16 protein-coding genes and 3 pseudogenes are annotated in these 20,421 nt (G+C 69.8%); 6 read left to right on the forward strand and 13 right to left on the reverse strand.

All coding sequences use genetic code 11. The features are described from left to right. The first annotated feature begins 40 nt into the window (after positions 1 to 40). The gene (locus ACZ7L9_RS30815; RefSeq protein WP_471420341.1) at positions 41 to 769 is read left to right on the forward strand and encodes a TetR/AcrR family transcriptional regulator; all 729 of its coding nucleotides are present in this window, start codon (positions 41 to 43) and stop codon (positions 767 to 769) included. A 512-nt stretch (positions 770 to 1,281) separates the two neighbouring features. Here the strand turns inward: ACZ7L9_RS30815 and ACZ7L9_RS30820 are convergent. Beyond that, the gene (locus ACZ7L9_RS30820) at positions 1,282 to 2,973 is read right to left on the reverse strand and encodes an acetolactate synthase large subunit (RefSeq protein ID WP_471420342.1); all 1,692 of its coding nucleotides are present in this window, start codon (positions 2,971 to 2,973) and stop codon (positions 1,282 to 1,284) included. A gap of 175 nt (positions 2,974 to 3,148) precedes the next feature. On the opposite strand from ACZ7L9_RS30820, the pseudogene ACZ7L9_RS30825 reads away from it, so the two are divergent. Beyond that, a pseudogene (locus tag ACZ7L9_RS30825) lies at positions 3,149 to 3,397 on the forward strand (flavodoxin family protein); the annotation flags it as partial. 431 nt (positions 3,398 to 3,828) lie between these two features. On the opposite strand, the gene ACZ7L9_RS30830 reads toward ACZ7L9_RS30825, so the two are convergent. From ACZ7L9_RS30830 to ACZ7L9_RS30840, 3 genes are all read right to left on the reverse strand, one after another. Then, a complete protein-coding gene (locus tag ACZ7L9_RS30830; RefSeq protein ID WP_471420344.1) occupies positions 3,829 to 4,152 on the reverse strand; it encodes an SsgA family sporulation/cell division regulator in 324 nt (107 codons plus the stop codon). A gap of 446 nt (positions 4,153 to 4,598) precedes the next feature. Beyond that, on the reverse strand, positions 4,599 to 5,060 hold the full coding sequence (locus ACZ7L9_RS30835) for a hypothetical protein (protein WP_471420347.1): 462 nt from the start codon (positions 5,058 to 5,060) through the stop codon (positions 4,599 to 4,601). 12 nt (positions 5,061 to 5,072) lie between these two features. After that, the gene (locus tag ACZ7L9_RS30840) at positions 5,073 to 5,552 is read right to left on the reverse strand and encodes a carboxymuconolactone decarboxylase family protein (protein WP_471420348.1); all 480 of its coding nucleotides are present in this window, start codon (positions 5,550 to 5,552) and stop codon (positions 5,073 to 5,075) included. A gap of 150 nt (positions 5,553 to 5,702) precedes the next feature. On the opposite strand from ACZ7L9_RS30840, the gene ACZ7L9_RS30845 reads away from it, so the two are divergent. Next, positions 5,703 to 6,692: a pirin family protein gene (locus tag ACZ7L9_RS30845; RefSeq protein WP_471420349.1), complete on the forward strand. Its 990-nt coding sequence runs from the start codon at positions 5,703 to 5,705 to the stop codon at positions 6,690 to 6,692. Positions 6,693 to 6,733: 41 nt separating this feature from the next. Beyond that, positions 6,734 to 7,072: a GNAT family N-acetyltransferase gene (locus tag ACZ7L9_RS30850; RefSeq protein WP_471420350.1), complete on the forward strand. Its 339-nt coding sequence runs from the start codon at positions 6,734 to 6,736 to the stop codon at positions 7,070 to 7,072. Positions 7,073 to 7,146: 74 nt separating this feature from the next. Here the strand turns inward: ACZ7L9_RS30850 and ACZ7L9_RS30855 are convergent, their stop codons facing one another. Then, positions 7,147 to 7,473, reverse strand: a complete 327-nt coding sequence (locus ACZ7L9_RS30855) for a helix-turn-helix domain-containing protein (protein WP_471420353.1) — start codon at positions 7,471 to 7,473, stop codon at positions 7,147 to 7,149. 445 nt (positions 7,474 to 7,918) lie between these two features. Here ACZ7L9_RS30855 and ACZ7L9_RS30860 point away from each other — a divergent pair, with 445 nt between their 5' ends. Both ACZ7L9_RS30860 and ACZ7L9_RS30865 read left to right on the forward strand, forming a co-directional pair. After that, positions 7,919 to 8,911, forward strand: a complete 993-nt coding sequence (locus ACZ7L9_RS30860; RefSeq protein ID WP_471420355.1) for a GlxA family transcriptional regulator — start codon at positions 7,919 to 7,921, stop codon at positions 8,909 to 8,911. Between the two features lie 135 nt (positions 8,912 to 9,046). Next, entirely contained in the window at positions 9,047 to 9,685 is a 639-nt protein-coding gene (locus ACZ7L9_RS30865) for an HD domain-containing protein (RefSeq protein ID WP_471420357.1), read from the forward strand. A gap of 212 nt (positions 9,686 to 9,897) precedes the next feature. Here ACZ7L9_RS30865 and ACZ7L9_RS30870 read toward each other — a convergent pair. From ACZ7L9_RS30870 to ACZ7L9_RS30905, 8 genes and pseudogenes are all read right to left on the reverse strand, one after another. After that, positions 9,898 to 10,472: pseudogene (locus ACZ7L9_RS30870) on the reverse strand (IS5 family transposase); the annotation flags it as partial. 31 nt (positions 10,473 to 10,503) lie between these two features. Beyond that, positions 10,504 to 11,088 (reverse strand): S1 RNA-binding domain-containing protein, encoded by a 585-nt coding sequence (locus tag ACZ7L9_RS30875; protein WP_471420359.1) that lies wholly within the window; start codon positions 11,086 to 11,088, stop codon positions 10,504 to 10,506. A gap of 420 nt (positions 11,089 to 11,508) precedes the next feature. Then, a complete protein-coding gene (exaC, locus tag ACZ7L9_RS30880) occupies positions 11,509 to 13,032 on the reverse strand; it encodes an acetaldehyde dehydrogenase ExaC (protein ID WP_471420361.1) in 1,524 nt (507 codons plus the stop codon). 99 nt (positions 13,033 to 13,131) lie between these two features. Next, positions 13,132 to 14,388 carry a winged helix-turn-helix domain-containing protein gene (locus ACZ7L9_RS30885; protein ID WP_471420452.1) on the reverse strand — a complete coding sequence of 419 codons (1,257 nt, stop codon included), beginning with the start codon at positions 14,386 to 14,388 and terminating at the stop codon, positions 13,132 to 13,134. 98 nt (positions 14,389 to 14,486) lie between these two features. Next, positions 14,487 to 15,080: an N-acetylmuramoyl-L-alanine amidase gene (locus tag ACZ7L9_RS30890; RefSeq protein WP_471420362.1), complete on the reverse strand. Its 594-nt coding sequence runs from the start codon at positions 15,078 to 15,080 to the stop codon at positions 14,487 to 14,489. Positions 15,081 to 15,103: 23 nt separating this feature from the next. Beyond that, positions 15,104 to 15,427, reverse strand: a pseudogene (locus ACZ7L9_RS30895) (acetamidase/formamidase family protein); the annotation flags it as partial. Positions 15,428 to 15,920: 493 nt separating this feature from the next. Beyond that, a complete protein-coding gene (locus tag ACZ7L9_RS30900) occupies positions 15,921 to 17,285 on the reverse strand; it encodes an SWIM zinc finger family protein (RefSeq protein WP_471420364.1) in 1,365 nt (454 codons plus the stop codon). Next, positions 17,282 to 20,182, reverse strand: a complete 2,901-nt coding sequence (locus ACZ7L9_RS30905) for a DEAD/DEAH box helicase (RefSeq protein WP_471420366.1) — start codon at positions 20,180 to 20,182, stop codon at positions 17,282 to 17,284. Before ACZ7L9_RS30905 ends, ACZ7L9_RS30900 begins: the two co-directional genes overlap by 4 nt. Positions 20,183 to 20,421: the final 239 nt, after the last annotated feature.

Genomic DNA, 20,421 nt, shown 5'->3' on the forward strand with positions numbered 1-20,421 from the left:
TAAGGTCTACGGCGTTGGCATAAGGAGCAGGGAGGGCGCGATGCCCAAGAAGGTGGTTCCGGAGGCGGAACGACGCAGGCGGCGGCCGACCCGGCAGGGCACCGTGCTGTCGGAGAAGCTGATCGTGCAGACGGCGCTGCGTATGCTGCGCGAGCACGGGAGTGCCGGACTGACCGCCCGCCGCCTGGGCAGTGCCCTCGGCGCCGACCCGAGCACCCTTTACCGATACTTTGCCGGCCTGGACGATCTGACCCGGGCCATCGGCGAGGAGTTGATGGGGCGTGCCCTGGATCGCTGGACAGCCACCGGGAAGTGGCGTGCCGACCTGCACGCTCTCGGCCTGGCCATCCACGCCTCCTATCTCGCCCACCCCCAGGCTGCCCTGCTGACCGCCAGCCGAGTCACCGGGCGCCCCCGGGAAATCGAGGTGGATGAGACGATTCTCGGCATCCTTCGCGGCGCGGGCTTCGGTGACGTGGACGCCGTCGGTACATACCACGCCTTCATCGACCTGGCGCTTGCCTTCGCCGCCCTGGACGCGGGTGCACTGGCCATCAAGGACGAGGCCAGGGAGGTGGACGAGGAAATGTGGACATCCACCTACGCCCGGCTGCCCGCCGAGACCCATCCACACATCGCCGCCACAGCACACCTGCTGGCGGACCGGATGAATCTCAGCGCCTATCCGGTCGTGCTGGACACGCTCCTGGACAGAGCGGAGACGCGGCTTGTCAGCGTGCGAAACGATGGCAACGGCCGCACAGCGTAAGCGCGGCCTCTCCACCGGATTGGCGTGCCGGTCTCGGCGGGTGCCCGCCCTCGACGGCCTTCGAGAGCAGGCGAACCGCCTCATCGAGCAGTCCGTGAACGAGTGGCAGCGCGTCAGCCAAGGTGAAGGACCGGAGGGCTGAACCGGGGGTTTGGTCCGTGACCGGTCCGGAAGCACTGGTCAGGAGGGGTACGATCGTGGGATGAATTGGGACTTAGCGCGCAAGCCGGGCTCGGTCGAGAGCGGGCTGAGCGAAAGGTGCCTGACGGGTGAAAACCCACGTCAGGAGCCTTTTCGCATGCGTCTAGAAGAAGCCCAGCTTCTTCGGTGAGTACGACACCAGTAGATTCTTCGTCTGCTGGTGGTGCAGCGGTGAGTACCGCCCTGATCAGGGGGAAGAGCCTGCGTTCGGTACGGGAGCCGTGGTTTGGCCCGCGCGTGGTCCGGATCTTGGCGGCGTGGGCGCTCGACAGAAGGCACGGAGCTCGCTGCGCCAGTTCGGGGCCGTCAGGTCAGAAGGGGCCGTGGAGAGCGCCGAGTCTGTCGGTCAGGCGCAGGTTCTCGGAGTAGTCGACGGGGCAGGCGATCACGGAGACGCCTTCGTCGTCGAGGGCGCGGCGCAGTGCAGGCAGCAGCTGGCCGGCGGACTCGACCCGGTCGCCGCGTGCGCCGAAGCTCTCGGCGTAGGCGACCAGGTCCGGGTTGGTGAACCGGGTGTGGCTGTGGCGGCCGAGTTCGAGTTGCATCTTCCAGGTGATCAGGCCGTATTCCTCATCCACGAGGACGAGGACGATCAGGGGAATACGTTCGCGGACGGCGGTCTCCAGTTCCTGGGAGTTCATCAGGAAGGAGCCGTCGCCCATCATGGCCAGGACGCGTCGGTCCGGTCGGGCCAGTTTGGCGGCGATGGCGCCCGGTAGCGCGAAACCCATGGTGGACAGGCCGTTGGAGACCAGGCAGGTGTCCGGCTCGTAGGTCGGGTAGAGGCGGGACATCCACATTTTGCCGGCACCGGTGTCGGCGAGCACAATGTCCTGGCGGTCCAGTGCGGTGCGGACGTCGGACACCACGCGCTGGGGAACCAGGGGGAACGCGTCGTTGTCGCGTCCGTACCGGAGCTCTTCGTCGAGCAGGGTGCGGATCTTCTCGCTGCTTCCCGAGCCGTAGGTGAGTCCCTCGGGCAGCGCCGCCGCCAGTGCGTCGAGTGCCTGCGAGGGGTCGCCTTCGACGCCCACGGTGACTGGGTAGTGGGCGTCGACCTCGGCGGGGAAGCGATGGATGTGGACGATCCGCTTGTCGCCGTTCGGGTTGATCTTGGTGGGGTCGAACTCCTGGATTTCGTAGCCCACGCAGATCAGTACGTCGGCCGCGTCGAAGCCGAAGTTGCTGTAGTCGTGGCGCATGAAGCCGACCGCTCCGAGCGCGTTGGGGTGGTCGTCGGGGAAGACTCCTTTGCCGTGGAAGGTGGTCGCGACCGGGAGGTTCAGTCGTTCTGCGAACCGCACCAGGGCGGCCGAGGCCCCGGCTCTCACGGCACCGTGGCCTGCCAGCACCACCGGGTGCCGGGCGGCCGAGAGCACCTCGACGGTTCGTGCGATCTGGGAGGGTGACGGCGCGTCGGCGCGCACTCTGTCGATCTGCAAGGGTGCCAGCGGCTCGGCGGGATGCTCCGCTTCGATGTCCTCCGGCACCGCCAGGAACACGGCGCCGGGCCGCTCACTCTGGGCGGTCTTGAACGCCTTGCGTGTCATCTCAGGCACCGCGTCCGGACACTCGATGCGGGCAGACCACTGAGTGACGGGAGCGAACATGGTCACCAGGTCGATGACCTGGTGCGACTCCTTATGGATACGGCGCAGCGAACCCTGGGCCGCCAAGGCCACCATCGGCGCGCTGTTGGTCATGGCGTCCGCAGTGCCGAGCAGCAGATTGATCGCGCCGGGCCCCAGCGTGGCCGAGCACACCCCGGCCCGGCCGGTCAGCCGCCCGTAGATCTCCGCCATGAACGAGGCAGCCTGCTCGTGGCGCACCAGGACGTACCGGATCCCGGAGCCGTTCAGCGCGTCGACGAACCGGATGTTCTCCTCACCGGGAATCCCGAAGACATACTCCACGCCCTCGGCACGCAGACAGCGCACCAAGAGATGCGCGACATCCTCCACCACCGTCGTGCTGCGCGACTCCGTCGCGTCCTCGTTACCCATGCGACGAACGTAGGCACGCCCTCCTGCGCCAGCCACTCTTCGGCCGCCGACCGGGGCGCGGACCGACGGCGCCATTCGGCGGCGTTGTGTTGGCGGTTGCCGCGGTCGGTCCGCATGCTGGGCCATGTGGACGGGTCGCCGTGCAAGGGCGGCGGCAGGACTCCGGGAGGACCGTGTGACCCATTCGTTGCCCGCCACTGAGGCTCCGCCGGCCCGGTACGACGACCTACGTGCTCTCGTGATCAACTGCACCCTCAAGCGCTCGCCGGATACGAGCAACACCCAGGGCCTGATCGACCGCAGCACCGCCATCATGGGCGCACAGGGGGTGCACGTCGACGTTGTCCGGGCCGTTGACCATGACATCGCCACCGGCGTGTGGCCCGACATGACGGAGCACGGCTGGGAGACGGACGCCTGGCCCGGCTAGATCTGTCAGCCCTCGAGGTGCCGGTGCTGGTCCTCGCGGGCAGCCACGACAAGGTCGACCCGCCGACTGTGCTCGCCGACCACCTGCAACACCGGCCACCTCTCGCCCCTTGAGGCGCCCGACCAAGTGGCCGTGCACATCGGCGCATTCGTCGCCCAGCTGTAAGCCCTCACAGCACTCAAGCCGCACATCCCCCCGTGGGGCGATCGGCCGTCGCTCCACGTGCCGTGCAGCCGCGCCCCCCGTACACAGCATGCGTGAGCGCACCGCCAGGCCACCGTACCGAACTGCCCCGAACCGGGGTCCAAATGTAGGAGACACATCATGACCACCGACGCACACGTGTCCGTCTTCGAGCGGCCGACCTCCCCGACACGAGCCTCACCCGGGACGCCATCGCCTTGCACACCTCGAACGGCATCGCCTCACGGAAAGGCACGGAGGTGGCGCTGGCCCAGGCGGGCACTGGCACCGACATCTTCGGAACCCAGCGTGAGAGCCTTCCGGTTGGCCTCGCCGGCGAGGTGCACGCCATGCTCCCGCGTCAGGACCTGGCCTACGCGCTCAGCGACGCGATCATCACCCAGGCCCTGGCCGTGCTCGGTGCCCGGCGGCACCAGCGCGTCGGTCCGGCGCAGAAAGGCCGTGACGGCGGCGGGCGCGGCCTCGAGGACCGCCGCCCCGTGCCGTGTCCGCAGAAGGATGAGCATCGAGTCCGGACGGCACCCGTGCCGCGGGAACACCACCACGTTCCCGTGCCCTGCGGTCCGGCGCAGTCCCTCCGCGAGGAGTGAGCGGGCGAAGACTCAGTCGACGGGGCGGGCCGCCGGGGCGCCCAGGGACAGGCACACGGCGTACGGATCGGTCCTCGTGTACCGGAGCTCGGCGGGCAGCCGTACCGGCAGTTCGCCGGTCACGGTCACACGGATCTCCGTCCTGAAGACGATCGACCCCGCACCCGTGGCACCGGGCGGTGGAAGTGGTGGAAGAGGATGTCGCATGCCGCCCCCTGTCAGCGACCGTGGCGTGTGGTTTCGCTCGACGGGCCGGACGCCGACGGTTCCGTGTCGCTGATGACCGTAGGGCGGGACGGGGGGCGTGGGTTGCCGACGAGTGCAGGACGTGTTGTCGGCGAGGGAACGCGACCACCGCCGTACCACGGCGACGTGCGACAGTGGCGGCGGCGGGTGGGCTCCTACGCGGCGTCACGGGTGGCGTGACGGTTCGCCTTTTGCGGTGCTCGCTGAGCCAGTACAGGAGTGCGAGGACGGGCAGGGCCGCCGCCCAGGGTGGTCACGGCCGTCCAGCCGCCGGAGTGGTAGGTGAGCGAGCCGAGTTGGGAGCCGACCGCGCCGCCGAGGAAGAAGGTGGCGATGGAGGCGCTGTTGAGGCGGGCGCGGGCGTGGGGGTCGAGCTGGTAGATGGTGTGCTGGCCGAGGATGAGGGTGGCCTGGACGGCCACGTCGATCAGGATGGCGGCGAGGGCGATCAGGACGATGTGGTGCCGGCCGAGACCGGCGAGGACGAAGGCCAGCGCGGCGAGGGCGAACGAGGCGCCGGTCATGGACCGGGTCAGCCTGCGGTCGCCCCAGCGTCCGGCCAGCGGGGCCACGGCCGCGCCGGCGGCTCCGACGAGGGCCAAGATGCCGACGCGCATCGCCCACACCGTCTACTGCGGCCGGACCGGATGCTTGCTCATGATCGAGACGCGGTTGAACGCATTGATGGTGATCGCCACCCAGATCACGGCGGATATCTGGTCGTCGGTGAGCACCTCGCGGGCCGCGTCGTAGGCGGCCTCCTGCAGGGCCGCGTCGGCGGGGTTCGTCGTCGCCTCCGCGAGCGCGAGGGCCGCGCGCTCGTCGGGGGTGAACACCTCGGTGTCCCGCCAGGCCGCCAGCACGCCGAGCCGCTGCGTGGTCTCACCAGCACGCACGGCGGCCCTGGTGTGGACGTGGAGGCAGTAGGCGCAGCCGTTGATCTGGGACACGCGCAGATCGACCAGTTCCACGAGCCTGCGGTCGAGCCCCGCCTCGGCGGCGACCGTGCGGACCGCTTCCGAGGTCTGTATCAGGGCTTGGTACGCGGCGGGGCTCTGCTTGTCGATGTAGATCCGCTGCGGCGCGGATCCGGTCGTGTGCGTGCTCAACCTGGGACTCCTCCGGGGGCCGGTGCGGCTCCCTTGTCGTGTGGCGTGTACATGTGTGCGGTGTGTACCTGGCAGTGTCGCGGATCTATTATCGCGACACGGTGGTTGAATATAAAACAATATCTCAATGTCTTGCGGAGGTGGTCCACGATGAGCAACGTCGAGACGAAGCCCACGGAGATGCGGTGCGGCGCACCGGCGGACGGGGAGCACTCGACCGGGGCCGCGCGGGTCGACGTACTGACCGCGCGTGACGTCCCCCTCGGCGGGCCCCGGGCCATGACCGTGCGGCGCACGCTGCCACAGCGCTCCCGGACCCTGATCGGCGCCTGGTGCTTCGCCGACCACTACGGCCCCGACGACGTCTCGGTCTCCGGAGGCATGGACGTCGCCCCGCACCCGCACACCGGGCTGCAGACGGTGAGCTGGCTGTTCAGCGGGGAGATCGAGCACCGGGACAGCCTGGGCAGCCACGCCTACGTACGGCCCGGAGAGCTGAACCTCATGACGGGCGGGTACGGGATCTGCCACTCGGAGGTCTCCACCCCGCGGACCACGATTCTGCACGGTGTCCAGCTGTGGGTGGCGCTGCCGCAGGAGCACCGTGACACCGAACGGGACTTCCAGCACTACGCACCCGAAGCCGCGCAGATCGACGCTGCCGAGATCAGGGTCTTCCTGGGCTCCCTCGCCGGCCAGGACTCTCCGGTGCGGACCTTCACTCCCCTCCTCGGCGCCGAGATCCTCCTCCAGCCGCGCGCGACTCTCACGCTCGCCGTGGACCCCGCCTTCGAGCACGGCCTCCTCGTGGACCAGGGCGAAGTGTGCCTGGGCGAGACCCTGGTGGGCCGCGCGGAGTTGGGCTACGCCCACCCAGGCGTCGACACCCTGACCCTGACGAACGAGACGGACGACGTCGCACGCACGGTCCTGCTCGGCGGAACCCCGTTCGAGGAAGAGATCGTCATGTGGTGGAATTTCATCGGGCGCAGCCACGAGGACATCGTCAAGGCCCGGGAGGAGTGGCAGAACGCCACCGATCGCTTCGGTGCCGTCGAGGGATATCCGGGAGACCGCCTGCCCGCCCCCGCCCTGCCCAACGCCGTCATCACGCCGCGCAGGAATCCCCCGCGCTCCTAACCCTTCCGACACGTCACCGACCTTCCTCCGAAAGGCATCCCATGAGCCAGCCCGCCGCCGCGCCCACTGTCGAGCGCGTCGACACCAAGAACCACTACGAGATCCTGGTCGACGGCAAGCGCGCCGGACTGACCGCCTACCGCGACCGCGGTGACCAGCGCGTCTTCTACCACACCGAGATCGACGACGCCTTCGCCGGACAGGGCCTCGCCTCCACCCTGGTCCAGCAGGCGCTCACCGACGTACGCGCCGCCGGCAAGCGGATCGTGCCGGTCTGCCCGTACGTGGCCAAGTTCCTGAAGAAGCACGAGGATTTCGCCGACATCACCGACCGGGTGACCCCCGAGGTCCTGAGCTGGCTGCGGACCGAACTGGGCTGACCACCCGCACGCGTCGAACCGGCCGCCTCACCCGGCGGACGGCCGAACCCGCCGCCCCTGCCCCTCGCGTACGGTCACTGCTCCGGATCCTGCGAGAGCGCGTCGCGGAGTTGGGCTCTGGTGCGTATGCCGAGCTTAGGGAAGACCTTGTGCAGGTGGTAGCCGACGGTCCGGGGCGAGAGGTAGAGGCGGGCCGCGATGTCGCGGTTGGTCAGGCCCTGTGCGGCCAGTTCGGCGATCTGCCGTTCCTGCGGGGTGAGTTCGCTCGCCGGACTCGAGGCCGTCTCCGCCAGGGCTCCCGCCGCCCGCAGTTCCGCGGCGGTGCGGTCGGCCCAGGGGCGGGCATCCAGCCGTGCGTAACCGTTTCGCCGAGTTGATGGACGAGTACGCCCGCTGGGCACCGGTCACGGCCGGTACCGACTGACGGCACGCCCGCCCGGGCGAACGAGGTCGCTTCCCGGGTACTCCCCAGACTCCGGGCTGGAGCGCCTCACCGAGAGCGGAGCTGAAGGACGTGCAGTTCCTGCTCACGCTCGATGGCCTGGAGACAGTTCTTGAGCCGGTAGCTCGATACCGCACAATTCGAGTGGCCTCACAACTGGGGGACATTCCGCCGAACGCCCCTGGGGGCAGAACCCGGCACACGGACCGGTGGATGCCGAGCGCCTTTGCACGGCCTATGCGGCTCAGGCGGGTGGCCGCCTGGTGTCCGAACCTGTGGGAGATTTGTCCCGTCGCTCATGGGCGCGGCCCGGCAACTGCCGCACACGATGGGAGACAGTCAGATTCCGCGGCCCGGCTTCCCGGAATGCGGTTGGTGGCACGGCGCGTGAAAGGCGAGCAGTCATGGAACCCAGGCGGCACATCGTGTTCGTCGTGTTTGATGGCATCAAGATGCTCGATGTGGCGGGCCCGGCGGAGGTGTTCGCTGAGGCCAACCTGTTCGGCGCCCGCTACGCGCTCAGCTATGCCTCGCCGTCCGGAGAACCGGTCGTCACCTCCGTGGGCCTGCGTCTGCCGGTAGACGGGGCAGCGGCCGACGTGGCCGAGGCGGACACGGTCGTCGTTTCCGGCGGCGACGCCTTGGTCACCCGGGCCATCCCGGCCGATCTGACCCAAGCGATCCGAGTCCTGCAGCCCCGCGCCCGGCGGCTGGTGTCGATCTGCACCGGCACGTTCGTCCTTGCCGGCGCCGGGGTGCTGGACGGGCGGCGTGCCACCACCCACTGGCGGCACGCCCAGCTGCTCGCCCGCACATACCGGGATGTCCAGGTGCAGCCCGACGCCCTGTTCGTCGAGGACGGTGGCATCGTCACCTCGGCAGGCGTCTCGGCTGGCATCGATCTGGCCCTGGCTCTGGTGGAGCAGGACCACGGTGGAGACCTGGCGCGGAACGTCGCCCGCAACCTCGTGGTGTTCATGCAGCGCCCCGGGGGCCAGTCCCAGTTCTCGGCGCCCCTGGAGGTACGCCCTCCCCGCACACCTGCCCTGCGTTCTGTGGTCGACCTGGTAGCGGCGCAGCCTGGGCTCCCTCACACCGCCGGCTCGCTGGCCGCCCTGATCGGCGTCAGCCCGCGCCACCTGGCGCGGATGTTCCACGCCGAGATGGACACCACTCCGGCGAAGTTTGTCGAGGAGATCCGTCTCGACCATGCGAAAGCGCTGCTCGATTCGGGCTGTGGGGTGGCCGAGGCGGCGCGAGCCGCCGGATTCGGCAGCTCGGAGTCGATGCGACGTACCTTCGTGGCCCGTCTGGGTGTTGCGCCGAGCGGCTACCGGGCCCGGTTCGCCACCGCCCGGCGCGCTGGCGAGGACGACGTTGCAGCCCGCGCCCGCTGAACCCTCGCACGGCCGCGGTCCGGATCCGATCGGGTCCGGATCTGTGGGATACCCGGCAGTTTGGGCGGTGGGCCGGACAGCGATCGGGAGGAAGGCTGGAAAGCAGTCCACTCCACACCCAGTCAAGGAGAGCTCATGTCGGAGAACATCGCGGGGATCGCCATTCCCGACACCCGGCTGGTCCGCGAGGCCACTGACCTCGTCCGTGGCGCCGCCGACGAGACGATCTTCAACCACTCGCGGCGCGTCTACCTGTGGGGATCACTCAAGGCGGCCGCGCGCGGGCTCGAGGTCGACCCCGAACTCGCCTATGTGGGCGGCCTCTTCCACGATCTCGGCCTGACCCCGACCTACGCCACCAAGGACCGGCGTTTCGAGCTCGACGGCGCCGAGGCCGCACGCTCCTTCCTGCTCGACCACGGCCGCACCGAGCAGGACGCCCGCAACGTCTGGCTCGCCATCGCCCTGCACACCACCCCCGAGGTGCCGCACCAGCTGCCGCCGGAGGTCGCCGTGGTAAGCCTCGGTGTCGAGACCGACGTCCTCGGCCTCGACCTCACCGAGATCACCGAGCAGCAGCGGGCCGAGGTCGTGGCCACGCACCCGCGCCCCGACTTCAAGAACCGCATCCTGAAGGCGTTCTACGAGGGCATGGCCGACCGCCCCGACACCACCTTCGGAACCATGAACGACGACGTGCTGGCCCACTTCGATGCCTCGTTCCGCCGGAAGGACTTCGTCGAGATCATCCGGAACAACCCTTGGCCGGAGTGAGGCTGCGACCGCGAAGGCGGCTCACAGCACACCCACCCCGATCCACCCGCACCGTCACCTGCAGCAGAGGAAGGGACGATGGCCTTCGAGGAGAACACCACACCGCTGACCACGGAGCACCGGTCGTCGACAACGAGAACAGCATGAGCGCCGGCTCCAGGGGCCCGCTGCTGCTGCAGGACCTGTGGCTGATCGAGAAGCTCGCCCACTTCGACCGCGATGAACTGGGTGCAGTCCGCCCGCTGCCCTGGCGTGACGACCAGGGACAGCGGACGGCAGCGGCCATCCGCACTCAGGTGGATTTTGCTGGTGAAACCGCCCCGCGAGCGGCCCAAGCTCTTGTCTCCAGCACCACCTCCACCAGGCGGCCGTGAAGGCCCTGCCACGGCGTCTCGTCCTGATGTTCTGCCTTCGCGGCCCCCTTTGAAGCGGGGGCTGGCGGCTGGTCGGTGCGGGCGCCGGCCGCATGCTGATGCGCACGCACGACGGTGGAGTCGACAGAGATGTCCCAGTCGATCTCCCCGACCGCGTCGGCCTCGGCCTGGACCTGCTGGAGCAGACGCTCCCAAGTCCCGTCGGCCGACCACAGACGGTGGCGTTCATAGACGGTCTTCCACGGTCCGAACCTCTCGGGCAGATCACGCCACTGCACCCCGGTCCGCACCCGGTGCAGAATCCCGTCGATCACCTGCCGGTGATCCCGCCACCTGCCACAACGCCCTTTGCTGACCGGCAGGAACGGCCACAGCCGTGCCCTCTCGGCATCCGTTAGATCGCCCCGCCCCATGCTCACCTCAACGATTCGGGCACGGCGGCCGTCACGTAGGCAGCACGACACCCGCGTACTGGCCGCTCTCTGGCCTGGAGAGGAACACCCGGCGGCGTGGCAGCTCGATTTCCACGACGACGACGGCAATCTCCTCTCCGACCTCGAAGTCTTCTGCCGGACTCGCCGCAGGGCGGCCGTCGACCTCTCTGAAGGGGACCAGTCCGAAAACCCCATCCCCGAGGTCGACCAAGATGCCGATGGGAAGCTCCTTCTCAACTGTCCCGCGGAGTTCCTGGCCCACCACTGTGCGGTCGGCGAAAGCCTGGAGGGGGTCCGGCTCCAGTGCCTTCAAAGAGAGTCTGGCCTCAGCGTTGTAGGTGTCGGACCCAAGGAACTCGCACGAGACACGCTGCCCTACCTGAACAACATCGCTGGGATCATCGAAGCGCCGCCAGGACAGTTCGGGAATACCGAGGAACCCGACACCGGGCAGGGTGGGGTGGCCAGGCCCGTCGTCCAGGGCCACGAAGACCCCGAACCGTTCGATCGCCGCGACGGTGCCGGACAGGATGTCGCCGCGGTGCAGGGACTCCAGGAACGCCCAGAGTTCCGGGCTCTCAGACTGCCAATCCATACCCGCAACCCTGACACACGACGTCGTGTGCCAGCCATGCCCTCAAGCTGAAGCGACCGTCCGCAATCCCGCCATGCCTCAGCCGCCAGCACCTTGCTCGCCCGGACTGATGTGCCCCGGCTTACGTGGAGTCGAGTTGCTGGAGTCCAGTGCCGTATCAGGCAACGTTTGCCTCGTCATGATGTGACGCCTCGCCGCGCACCAGTCAAGGCATCTCAGCTGGGGAGTATCGGAGCGGCTAAACGGAGGCGCCGGGCAGCGTGATCCGCCGTCCGCGACTGGTCCGGAACGGCTGGTCAGGCGTGGGATACCAGCGTGATGAATTGGGAGTCACGACACAAATCAGGCTCAGGTCTGAGTGGGTCGAGCGGAAGGCGCCTGGCGTACAAAAGCCCAGGTCAGGCGCCTTTTCTCGTACCCTTAGAAGAAGCCGAGCTTCTGTGCCGAGTACGACACCAGAAGATTCTTCGTCTGCTGGTAGTGCTCCAGCATCATCTTATGGTTCTCGCGGCCGATCCCTGACTGCTTGTACCCGCCGAAAGCGGCGTGGGCCGGGTACGCGTGGTAGCAGTTCGTCCAGACCCGGCCGGCCTGGATGGCGCGGCCCGCCCGGTACGCGGTGTTGATGTCGCGGGTCCACACGCCCGCGCCGAGGCCGTACAGGGTGTCGTTCGCCGTGGCGATCGCGTCGTCGAAATCGGAGAAGGACGTGACCGCCACGACCGGGCCGAAGATCTCCTCCTGGAAGACCCGCATCCGGTTGTCGCCCTCGAAGATGGTCGGCTGGACGTAGTAGCCGCCCGCCAGCTCCCCGTCGTACTCGATCCGCTGACCACCCGTGAGGACCTTCGCGCCCTCCTGCTGGCCGATGTCCAGGTACGAAAGGATCTTCTGCAGCTGGTCGTTGGAGGCTTGGGCGCCGATCATCGTGTCCGTGTCCAACGGGTGCCCCGGCACGATCTTCTCCGTGCGGGTGATGCCCGCCTCCAGGAATTCGCTGTAGTGGCCGCGCTGGATCAGCGCGCGCGAGGGACAGGTGCAGACCTCGCCCTGATTGAGGGCGAACATGGTGAACCCCTCAAGGGCCTTGTCGCGGAAGTCGTCGTCCGCGTTCCACACGTCGTCGAAGAAGATGTTCGGCGACTTGCCGCCCAGCTCCAGCGTCACCGGCTTGATGTTCTCGGAGGCGTACTGCATGATCAGCCGCCCCGTGGTGGTCTCACCGGTGAAGGCGATCTTCGCGACGCGCGGGCTGGAGGCGAGGGGCTTGCCGGCCTCCGCGCCGAAGCCGTTGACGATGTTGACGACGCCCGGCGGCAGGAGGTCGGCCACCAGCTTCAGCCATACGTGGATGGAGGCCGGGGTCTGTTCGGCCGGTTTGAGGACCACCGCGTTGCCCGCAGCGAGTGCCGGGGCCAGCTTCCACGTCGCCATCAGGATCGGGAAGTTCCACGGGATGATCTGCGCGACGACGCCCAGCGGCTCGTGGAAGTGGTACGCGACCGTGTCGTCGTCGATCTCGCTGAGCGACCCCTCCTGGGCGCGCAGCGCACCGGCGAAGTAGCGGAAGTGGTCGATGGCCAGGGGGATGTCCGCGGCCAGGGTCTCCCGTACCGGCTTACCGTTGTCCCAGCTCTCGGCGACCGCCAGCTCCTCCAGATGAGCTTCCATCCGGTCGGCGATCCGGTTGAGGACCGAGGCGCGCTCGCCCGCCGCGGTCGCTCCCCACGCGGGGGCCGCGGCGTGTGCCGCGTCCAGGGCCCGTTCGACGTCCTCGGCACTGCCGCGGGCGATCTCGGTGAAGGGGCGGCCGTTGACGGGACTGGGGTTCTCGAAGTACTGGCCACGGGCGGGCGGGACGTACGCGCCGCCGATCCAGTGGTTGTAGCGGGACTCGTACGAGACGATGGCGCCCTCGGTCCCCGGCGCAGCGTAACGGGTCATCTCTGTGGCCTCCCGGATCCGGTGCCGCCCGCCGTTGGACGGCCCTCGCGACGAGGGTAGACAGCGGCACGTTGCAACCCCGTTGCACGGGGAACACCGTTATCCCTGTTCGGTCTCCAGCGTCCGGACCCTGGCGAGCAGTGCCGGGCGCCGACCTGCGGGGACGGCCGCGGCGAGCGCCCGCCAGATCGGGAGGTCGTCCTCGCCCCAGGGGCTGTACGCCCAGTCGGCCAGCAGGCCCGGGTCACCGCGCGCGATCAGTGCGGCCCGCAGTTGCTCGTCGAGCCGGCCCCGCAGGCGGACGACGGACGGCGCCTGCGAGCCGGGCAGCAGCGGACCCGCGTAGGCGCTGAGCGCCGCCGCCACCGCGCCGGACGCCAGTCTGCGCGCCACCGTGTCGAAGTCGGCGTCGACCGGCGCGGAGAGACGGTAGGGGCGGGAGAGGAGCAGTTCGGGGCCGAGCAGTCGTCGCAGCCGGGAGAGTTCGGCCCGCAGCGTCACCGGGGTCACCGACTCGTCCTCGTACAGTTCGACGAGGAGTTCGTCGCCACAGAGCCCCTCGGGATGGCGTGCCAGGCTCACCAGGAGCTCGCTGTGCCGCCTGCTGAGCCGGATCTTGCGGCCTCCGGCAACGAGCAGCGCCTCGTCCCGGCCCAGTGCACTGAGCCGCGCGGTCTCTCCGGCGGGCGCGGGCGCGGGCGCGAGGAGCGCCAGCTGTGACTCGGCGGCGCGTGCCACCGCCTGCACGAACGCCAGGCTGTGCGGATGCGCGAGCCGGTTCCCGCCGGTGATGTCCACTGCGCCCAGGACCCGGCCCGTGTGCGGGTCGTGGAGCGGCGCCGCCGCGCAGGTCCACTGTTGGACCGGCCGCAGGAAGTGCTCCGCGGCGAAGACCTGCACCGGCCGGTCCACGGCGATGGCCGTACCCGGCGCGTTCGTGCCGGCCACGGACTCGGCCCAGCGGGCGCCCTCCACGAAATTCATCCGGCCCGCGACCCGCCGGGTCGTCGCGTGTCCTTCGACCCACAGCAGCCTGCCGAGCGCGTCGCACACGGCGAGAAGGTGTTCGCCGTCCGTCGCGTACGCGCTCATCAGCTCACGGATCACCGGCATGGCGGGGGCCAGGGGGTGCCCGTCCCGGTACGGCCCGAGGTCGTCCGCGCCCAGCTCGACCAGGGCGGTACCGTCCGGGCTGACCCGGGCCTGTGCCGAGCGCCGCCACGACTCGCCGACCATCGGACGCACCGGCCGCTCCAACCGTCCGGCGGTGGTGAACACCTCGTGCGCATGCCGGAGTTGGCCGAGCCGTTCACCGGGGTCCGCGTCGGCCGTGAGAGCCACCCAGGGGTCCGTCAACTCACCCTCCCGTCCAGGGGCGTCGTGCACACCCATCGTGGCCGCCGCGAACGTCTGTGACAACCGTGCTGCGGAGAGCGACCGGAGGTGCGGGCGGGTCAGCCGGCCGAGTAGAGATTGACGAGACGGATGTAGCGCACCCAGTCCCAGTTCGGGCCGGGATCGGTGTGGTCGGTGCCCGGGACCTGGGCATGGCCGAGGATGTGCGCACGGTCCTTGGGGATGCCGTGACGGTCACAGACCGACGCGGTCAGGAGCGCCGACTTCTCGTACATGGTGTGGGTGAAGTAGGACGGCTGGTCCACCCAGCCCTCGTGCTCGATGCCGACACTGCGCGTGTTGTAGTCCCAGTTGCCCGCGTGCCAGGCGATGTTCTGCTCCCGGACGCACTGGGCGACGTAGCCGTCCGCCGAGCGCACCACGTAGTGCGCGGAGACCTGCTTCGCCGGATTCTGGAAGATCCCGATCGTGTTCGAGAACGTCTCCTGGGTGACATGGATGACCACGTACTGGATCGGATAGGCCGAAGGACGGGTCGACGCCGTGAAGTTGGACGTGGAGGCGGGCGTCCAGTGGGCGAGCGGATAGTCCGTCTCGCCCGCCGCCGCGGAAGCCGCGGCGCGGGCCGAGGCGGGGAGCAGCGCGGCGGCCGCCGTCACGGCGGCGCCCTGAAGAATCCTTCTGCGGTGCATGAACACTCCTGTGGGGGGTGGGATCAGGGACTGGACAGCAACGTCGCGGTCTCTCGCAGATGGTGGTGGAGTCCGCGACAAGGATCGCCTGCGGGCAGTCACTCCTTGCGGATCTCGGCCACACAGGTGTAGTTGGTGTCGCACGCGTTGGCCAACGGTGCATCGCCGGCCTGGCCGATCAGCTGATGAGCGTCCAGTTCCGACAGACCGTAGTCACGCGCCAGGCACTGCACCCGGTCCAACTGGGAGATGCGGAAGGCGTCTTCGTGCGGACGCGCGGAGCCGGTCGACATCAGATGCGTGTCGGACTCGATGCGCGGCCACGGTGTCGTGACACCCTTCTGCAGTCCGCTGCCCGAATCCCCCGACACCTCGTGGCCCCCTCTGTCCGACAATCGGAAGGCGTTGTCCGATGTACGGCCGAGCGTCTCGCGTTCGCCCTACCGTACGGGCGTCGCGCGGGCGACGGAAGACGGCAGGAGCCGAAACGGTTGCGTGGGGCGGGGAGGGAGCGGCGTCTTCGCGTCGTATGTGTGTACGGGGCCTCGTCGCGGGGGCCTGCGCTCTCGTCGCCGTTCCGGCGGCACACACCGTTCCGAGCAGGGCGAGCGGCAGCCCGATGGCAAGAGAAGGGCGGACAATTTGCCTGGAAATGAGGTCTCCTGAGGTGCGATCAGCTCGGCTGCCCGTCAGGTTTCGCCCCTACCCTCGACGCGCGGTGACATCGAGTTGAACACCGGGGCGGAACACGACGGGCGGAGGCCAGGACGTCCTGTCCGGCCCCCGCCCGTCGGCCATCGAGCGGCCCTGTTCACGGATGACCGCGGTCGCGTGACGACCTCAGTCGTCCGACCCGCTCGAACCTCCCAGTGCCGCTGCCGGATCGTCGTCCGCCGGGCCTGCCGGAACCCAGTGCCCGTTCTCCTTGCGGTAGGGCCACCAGCGTCCGTCCCGCCCGTACCTGAGCTGCACACCGACTTCCACGGCGGTCCAGCGATTGCCCGCGGACCGGAGCCGTGGCTGCTCGCCCTCCTCCCACGCCGCGGCGAGCCGGGCCCGGGCCCTGGCCAGCGATTCCGGATCCGGCGTCCACTCCTCGTCGAGCACGGTGAGCGCGGCCACCCCGCCGTACTGCCAGGCACGCACCGCCGCGTCGAGTCCGGCCCGCGACCGTCCGGATCCGGCGGCCAGCCGCGTCGCGATCCAGGGCTCGGGCCGGGCGTCCGCGACCAGCCGCACGGCGTCCTGCTGCGGCGTCAACCCGGGTCGCGGCGGCTGCCGTTCATGGCCGGGGGAGAGGGCGTCCACCAGCATCCGGTGGGCGCGTGCCGCACCGTCCCTCGCCAGCAACTCCAGGACCGCCGGATCAACTCCGGGTTCCGGTTCCGTCTCCGCGTCCAGCGACGGCGCGGGGCCCGGTTCCGCGGGCAGCGGCGGGGGAGCGGGCAGCGGGGGCAGGATGTCCCGCGCGGCGAAAGCCTCGTCCGCCCGCACACCGCGGTCCTTCGCCTTCGCGGCCGAGGCACCGGACCCGTCGGAGGAGACGGCCGGCCCGGCCGGCGCCCGCCCCTCGGCACGGGCCGCGATGCGTTCCTGGAGCTCGTCCAGGAGCCACCGCTCGCCGCGCCCCCGCATGAGCAACAGGACGAACGGATCCTGGTCCAGCAGCCGCGCCACCTGATAACAGAGGGCGGCGGTGTGCGGGCAGTGGTCCCAGGTCTCGCAGGTGCACTCCGGGTCCAGGTCGCCGATCCCTGGGAGCAGTTCCACACCGGCCGCTGAAGCGTCCTCCACCAGGTGTGGCGGCATCTCGCGGTCGAGGAGCGCCGCGATGTACCCGGCCCGGCCGGCGGCCATGACCAGGAACCGTTCCCAGTCCTCCTCGCTCAGCTCCTGGAGGAGCACATCACTGCGGTACGTGGACGAGTCACGGTCCCGGACGACCGCGGTGATCCGGCCGGGCCGCACGGTAACCGCTCCGACCTGGCCCTCGCGGGCGAACCTGCGCCCCTTCTTGAGCTGTCCGCCGTCCAGAGCGGTGTCCTCCAGGGCCTTCAGCCATGCCCGGCCCCACCAGGTCTCCGCGAAGCCTCGGCCGCGCGCGGGCGGCAGCGCGGCGAAGGTACGTTCCTGCACCGGAGCCGGAACGTCACCTCCGTCGGCGGTCGTGGACGCGTACCCGTCACTGTCGTATGCGTCGTTCATCGCGTGCCCCCTCGCAGCTCCACCAGATCGGCCAGTTCCGCATCCGTCAGTTCGGTCAGTGCCGCCTCGCCGGAGCCGAGCACCGCGTCCGCCAGTCCCTGCTTGCGGTCCAGCATGGCGGCGATCCGGTCCTCGATGGTGCCCTCGGCGATGAGCCGGTGCACCTGCACCGGCTGGGTCTGCCCGATCCGGTACGCGCGGTCGGTGGCCTGCGCCTCCACCGCCGGGTTCCACCACCGGTCGAAGTGCACGACATGGCCTGCCCTGGTGAGGTTGAGTCCGGTGCCGGCCGCTTTCAGGGACAGCAGGAAGACCGGGGCATCGCCCGCCTGGAAGCGGTTCACCATCGCCTCCCGCTCGGCGACCGGCGTACCGCCGTGCAGGAACTGCGTGCGCACCCCGCGCGCCGCCAGATGCCGTTCGAGGAGCCGGGCCATCTGCACGTACTGGGTGAAGACGAGGACACTCGCGTCCTCCGCCAGGATCGTGTCGAGCAGCTCGTCCAGCAGTTCCACCTTGCCCGAACGGTCCTCGATCCGGGGCTCCTTCTCCTTGAGGTACTGCGCGGGGTGGTTGCAGATCTGTTTCAGGGCCGTCAACAGCTTCACGACCAGGCCGCGGCGGGCGAAGCCCTCGGCGCCGGAGATCGCGGCCAGCGTCTCGCGTACCACCGCTTCGTACAGCCCCGTTTGTTCCGCTGTCAGCGACACCGTCCGGTCGGTCTCCGTCTTCGGCGGCAGCTCGGGCGCGATGCCGGGATCCGACTTGCGCCGTCGCAGCAGGAACGGCCGCACCAGCGCGGCGAGCCGCTCGGCCGCCGCCGGATCGCCGCCCTCCGCGGTGCGCGCGTAGCGGGTACGGAACGTGCCGAGCCTGCCCAGCAGACCTGGCGTCGTCCAGTCGAGGATCGCCCAGAGCTCGGACAGGTTGTTCTCCACGGGCGTGCCGGTGAGCGCCACCCGTGCCCGTGCACCGATCGTCCGCAGCTGCTTGGCCGTTGCCGAGTACGGGTTCTTGACGTGCTGCGCCTCGTCGGCCACCACCATGCCCCAGCGGACGCCGGCGAGCTTCGCCGCGTCGAGCCGCATCGTGCCGTACGTGGTGAGGACGAACTCGCCGTGCGCCAGGTCCGCGAGATTGCGCGACCCGCCGTGGAAGCGGCGCACCGGCGTACCGGGCGCGAACTTCTCGATCTCCCGCTGCCAGTTCCCCATGAGCGAGGTCGGGCAGACCACCAGCGTCGGCCCGGCGGCCGATTCGATGCTCTGGCGGTGCAGATGCAGAGCGATCAGAGTGATGGTCTTGCCGAGCCCCATGTCGTCGGCGAGACAGCCGCCGAGGCCGAGCGACGTCATGGTGTGCAGCCAGTTCAGACCGCGCAGCTGGTAGTCGCGCAGTGTGGCGGCAAGGGCCGCTGGCTGACCGACCGTCCGCTGCCCGTCCTGTTGCCCGCCGGACTCCGGGTCGGCCACCCGGCGGCGCAGCTGCTCCAGCCAGCCGGCGGCCCGGACCTCGACCCGGCGACCGTCGACCTCGGTGGAACCGGTCAGTACGGCTCCGAGCGCATCGATCGGAGTGACCTTGCGGTCCTGGGTCTCGCGAGCGCGCTGTGCCTCTTCGGGATCGATCAGCACCCACTGGTCGCGCAGCCGCACCACCGGCCTGTTGGCCTCGGCGAGCCGGTCGAGCTCGGCGCGGCTGAGCTGCTGGTCGCCCAGGGCGAACGACCAGTTGAACGTCAGCAGCGCATCGGCGGACAAAAGCGGCGGGGTGTCGGAGCCGGTCCGGGTGAATCCATCGTGGTCCTGGTCCGCTCCGTCGTCCTGCGGACCGATGACGGCGCGTGCGGTGAGCTTGCGCGCCAGTTCCCTGGGCCAGTGGACCTGGACCCCGGTCGCGGCGAGTGCCCGCCCGGCGGGGCCGAGGAGTTCGACGAGCTCTTCGTCGGCGGGGTCGACGGAGTCGGGCACCGTGGCCGACAACAGCGGAGTCAGCGGAGGCCAGGCACGGGCGGCCCGGCGCAACGCCAACAGGACGTCCATCCGGACCCGTGGGCCGAAGCCGGCCGCGGCCGGCGCGGAGCCGGCCCAGACCTCGGCGGCATCGGCGACCAGCGCCGGATCGCTGACGCTGTGGATCTGCAGGACAGCGCGGAAGGACGGCCCGGCGGTCCGCTCCTCGTCCTCGTCCTGGTCCGACGCCGTCAGCCCCGACGCCTCGACCCGCAGCGAGAGCCGGACGCCCGCGTCGTGCCCGGCCGCGACATCGGTGGCCCAGGCACGTTGACCGGGAAGATGCTGCGGCGCGTCGACGGCGAACGCTGCGCTGCCGGTGGCGAAGGCCGCCGCGGGGGTGCGCGGCAGCCCGTCCGCCACCGCGTCGAGGAACGCGCGCAGCAGTCGCTCGGGTTCGGGCAGCAGCACCGGCTGGACGGTTTCGTCGAGCGGTACCGCGTGGGCCAGAGGCGGCATCGAGGCGGCGAGCGTCCGGATCCGCGACTGATCGTCGGCAGTCAGCGGACCGGCCCGCCACGCGTCGTGATCGGTGGCCGTCAGTCCGGGCAACAGCAAACCGCGGGCGGCGAGTTGCAGAGCGAGCAGAGCGGCGGCGCCCCAGAACGCGGCGGCACCGGAAGCATGCTCCGAGGTCCGCGCGCGCGTGAGCACGGGCAGTGCGTCGCGGACCGGGAGCAGCAGCGCCGGTACGACGTGCACCCGCGCGTCGGCGCCGACGACGGTCAACTCCTCGACGGAACCGGGAGTGTCGGGGGGACTGCCGCTGTCCGGATACCAGAAAGCCATACGGCCGGTACGGAAGGGATCCGCGGGCAGGAAGACCACGGAGCAGCCGGAGAGTGCGGAGATCTCGGAGAGCGTTGTCGCAGGAAGCCTGTGCACAGCGATGCCGAATTCCTCAAATTTGACTAGTTGGGGCTCGAGGCGCCGAGGGTACTCCACCACAGCGTGCCCCCGTGGGCGCAATCGCCGTGATCCAGCTCACTTTCAGGTGACTCGGCAGCCTGCGCGACCGCCTGCCGCGCTTCAGGGTGTAGCCAGCACCCCCTTCGGGGGAGGGGGCTTTCCCCCGGAGGTCCGGGGTGGTGGCGCCATGGCTGACGCACCCGTCGTAACCATAC

This window comes from Streptomyces sp. NPDC111516 (assembly GCF_055635345.1).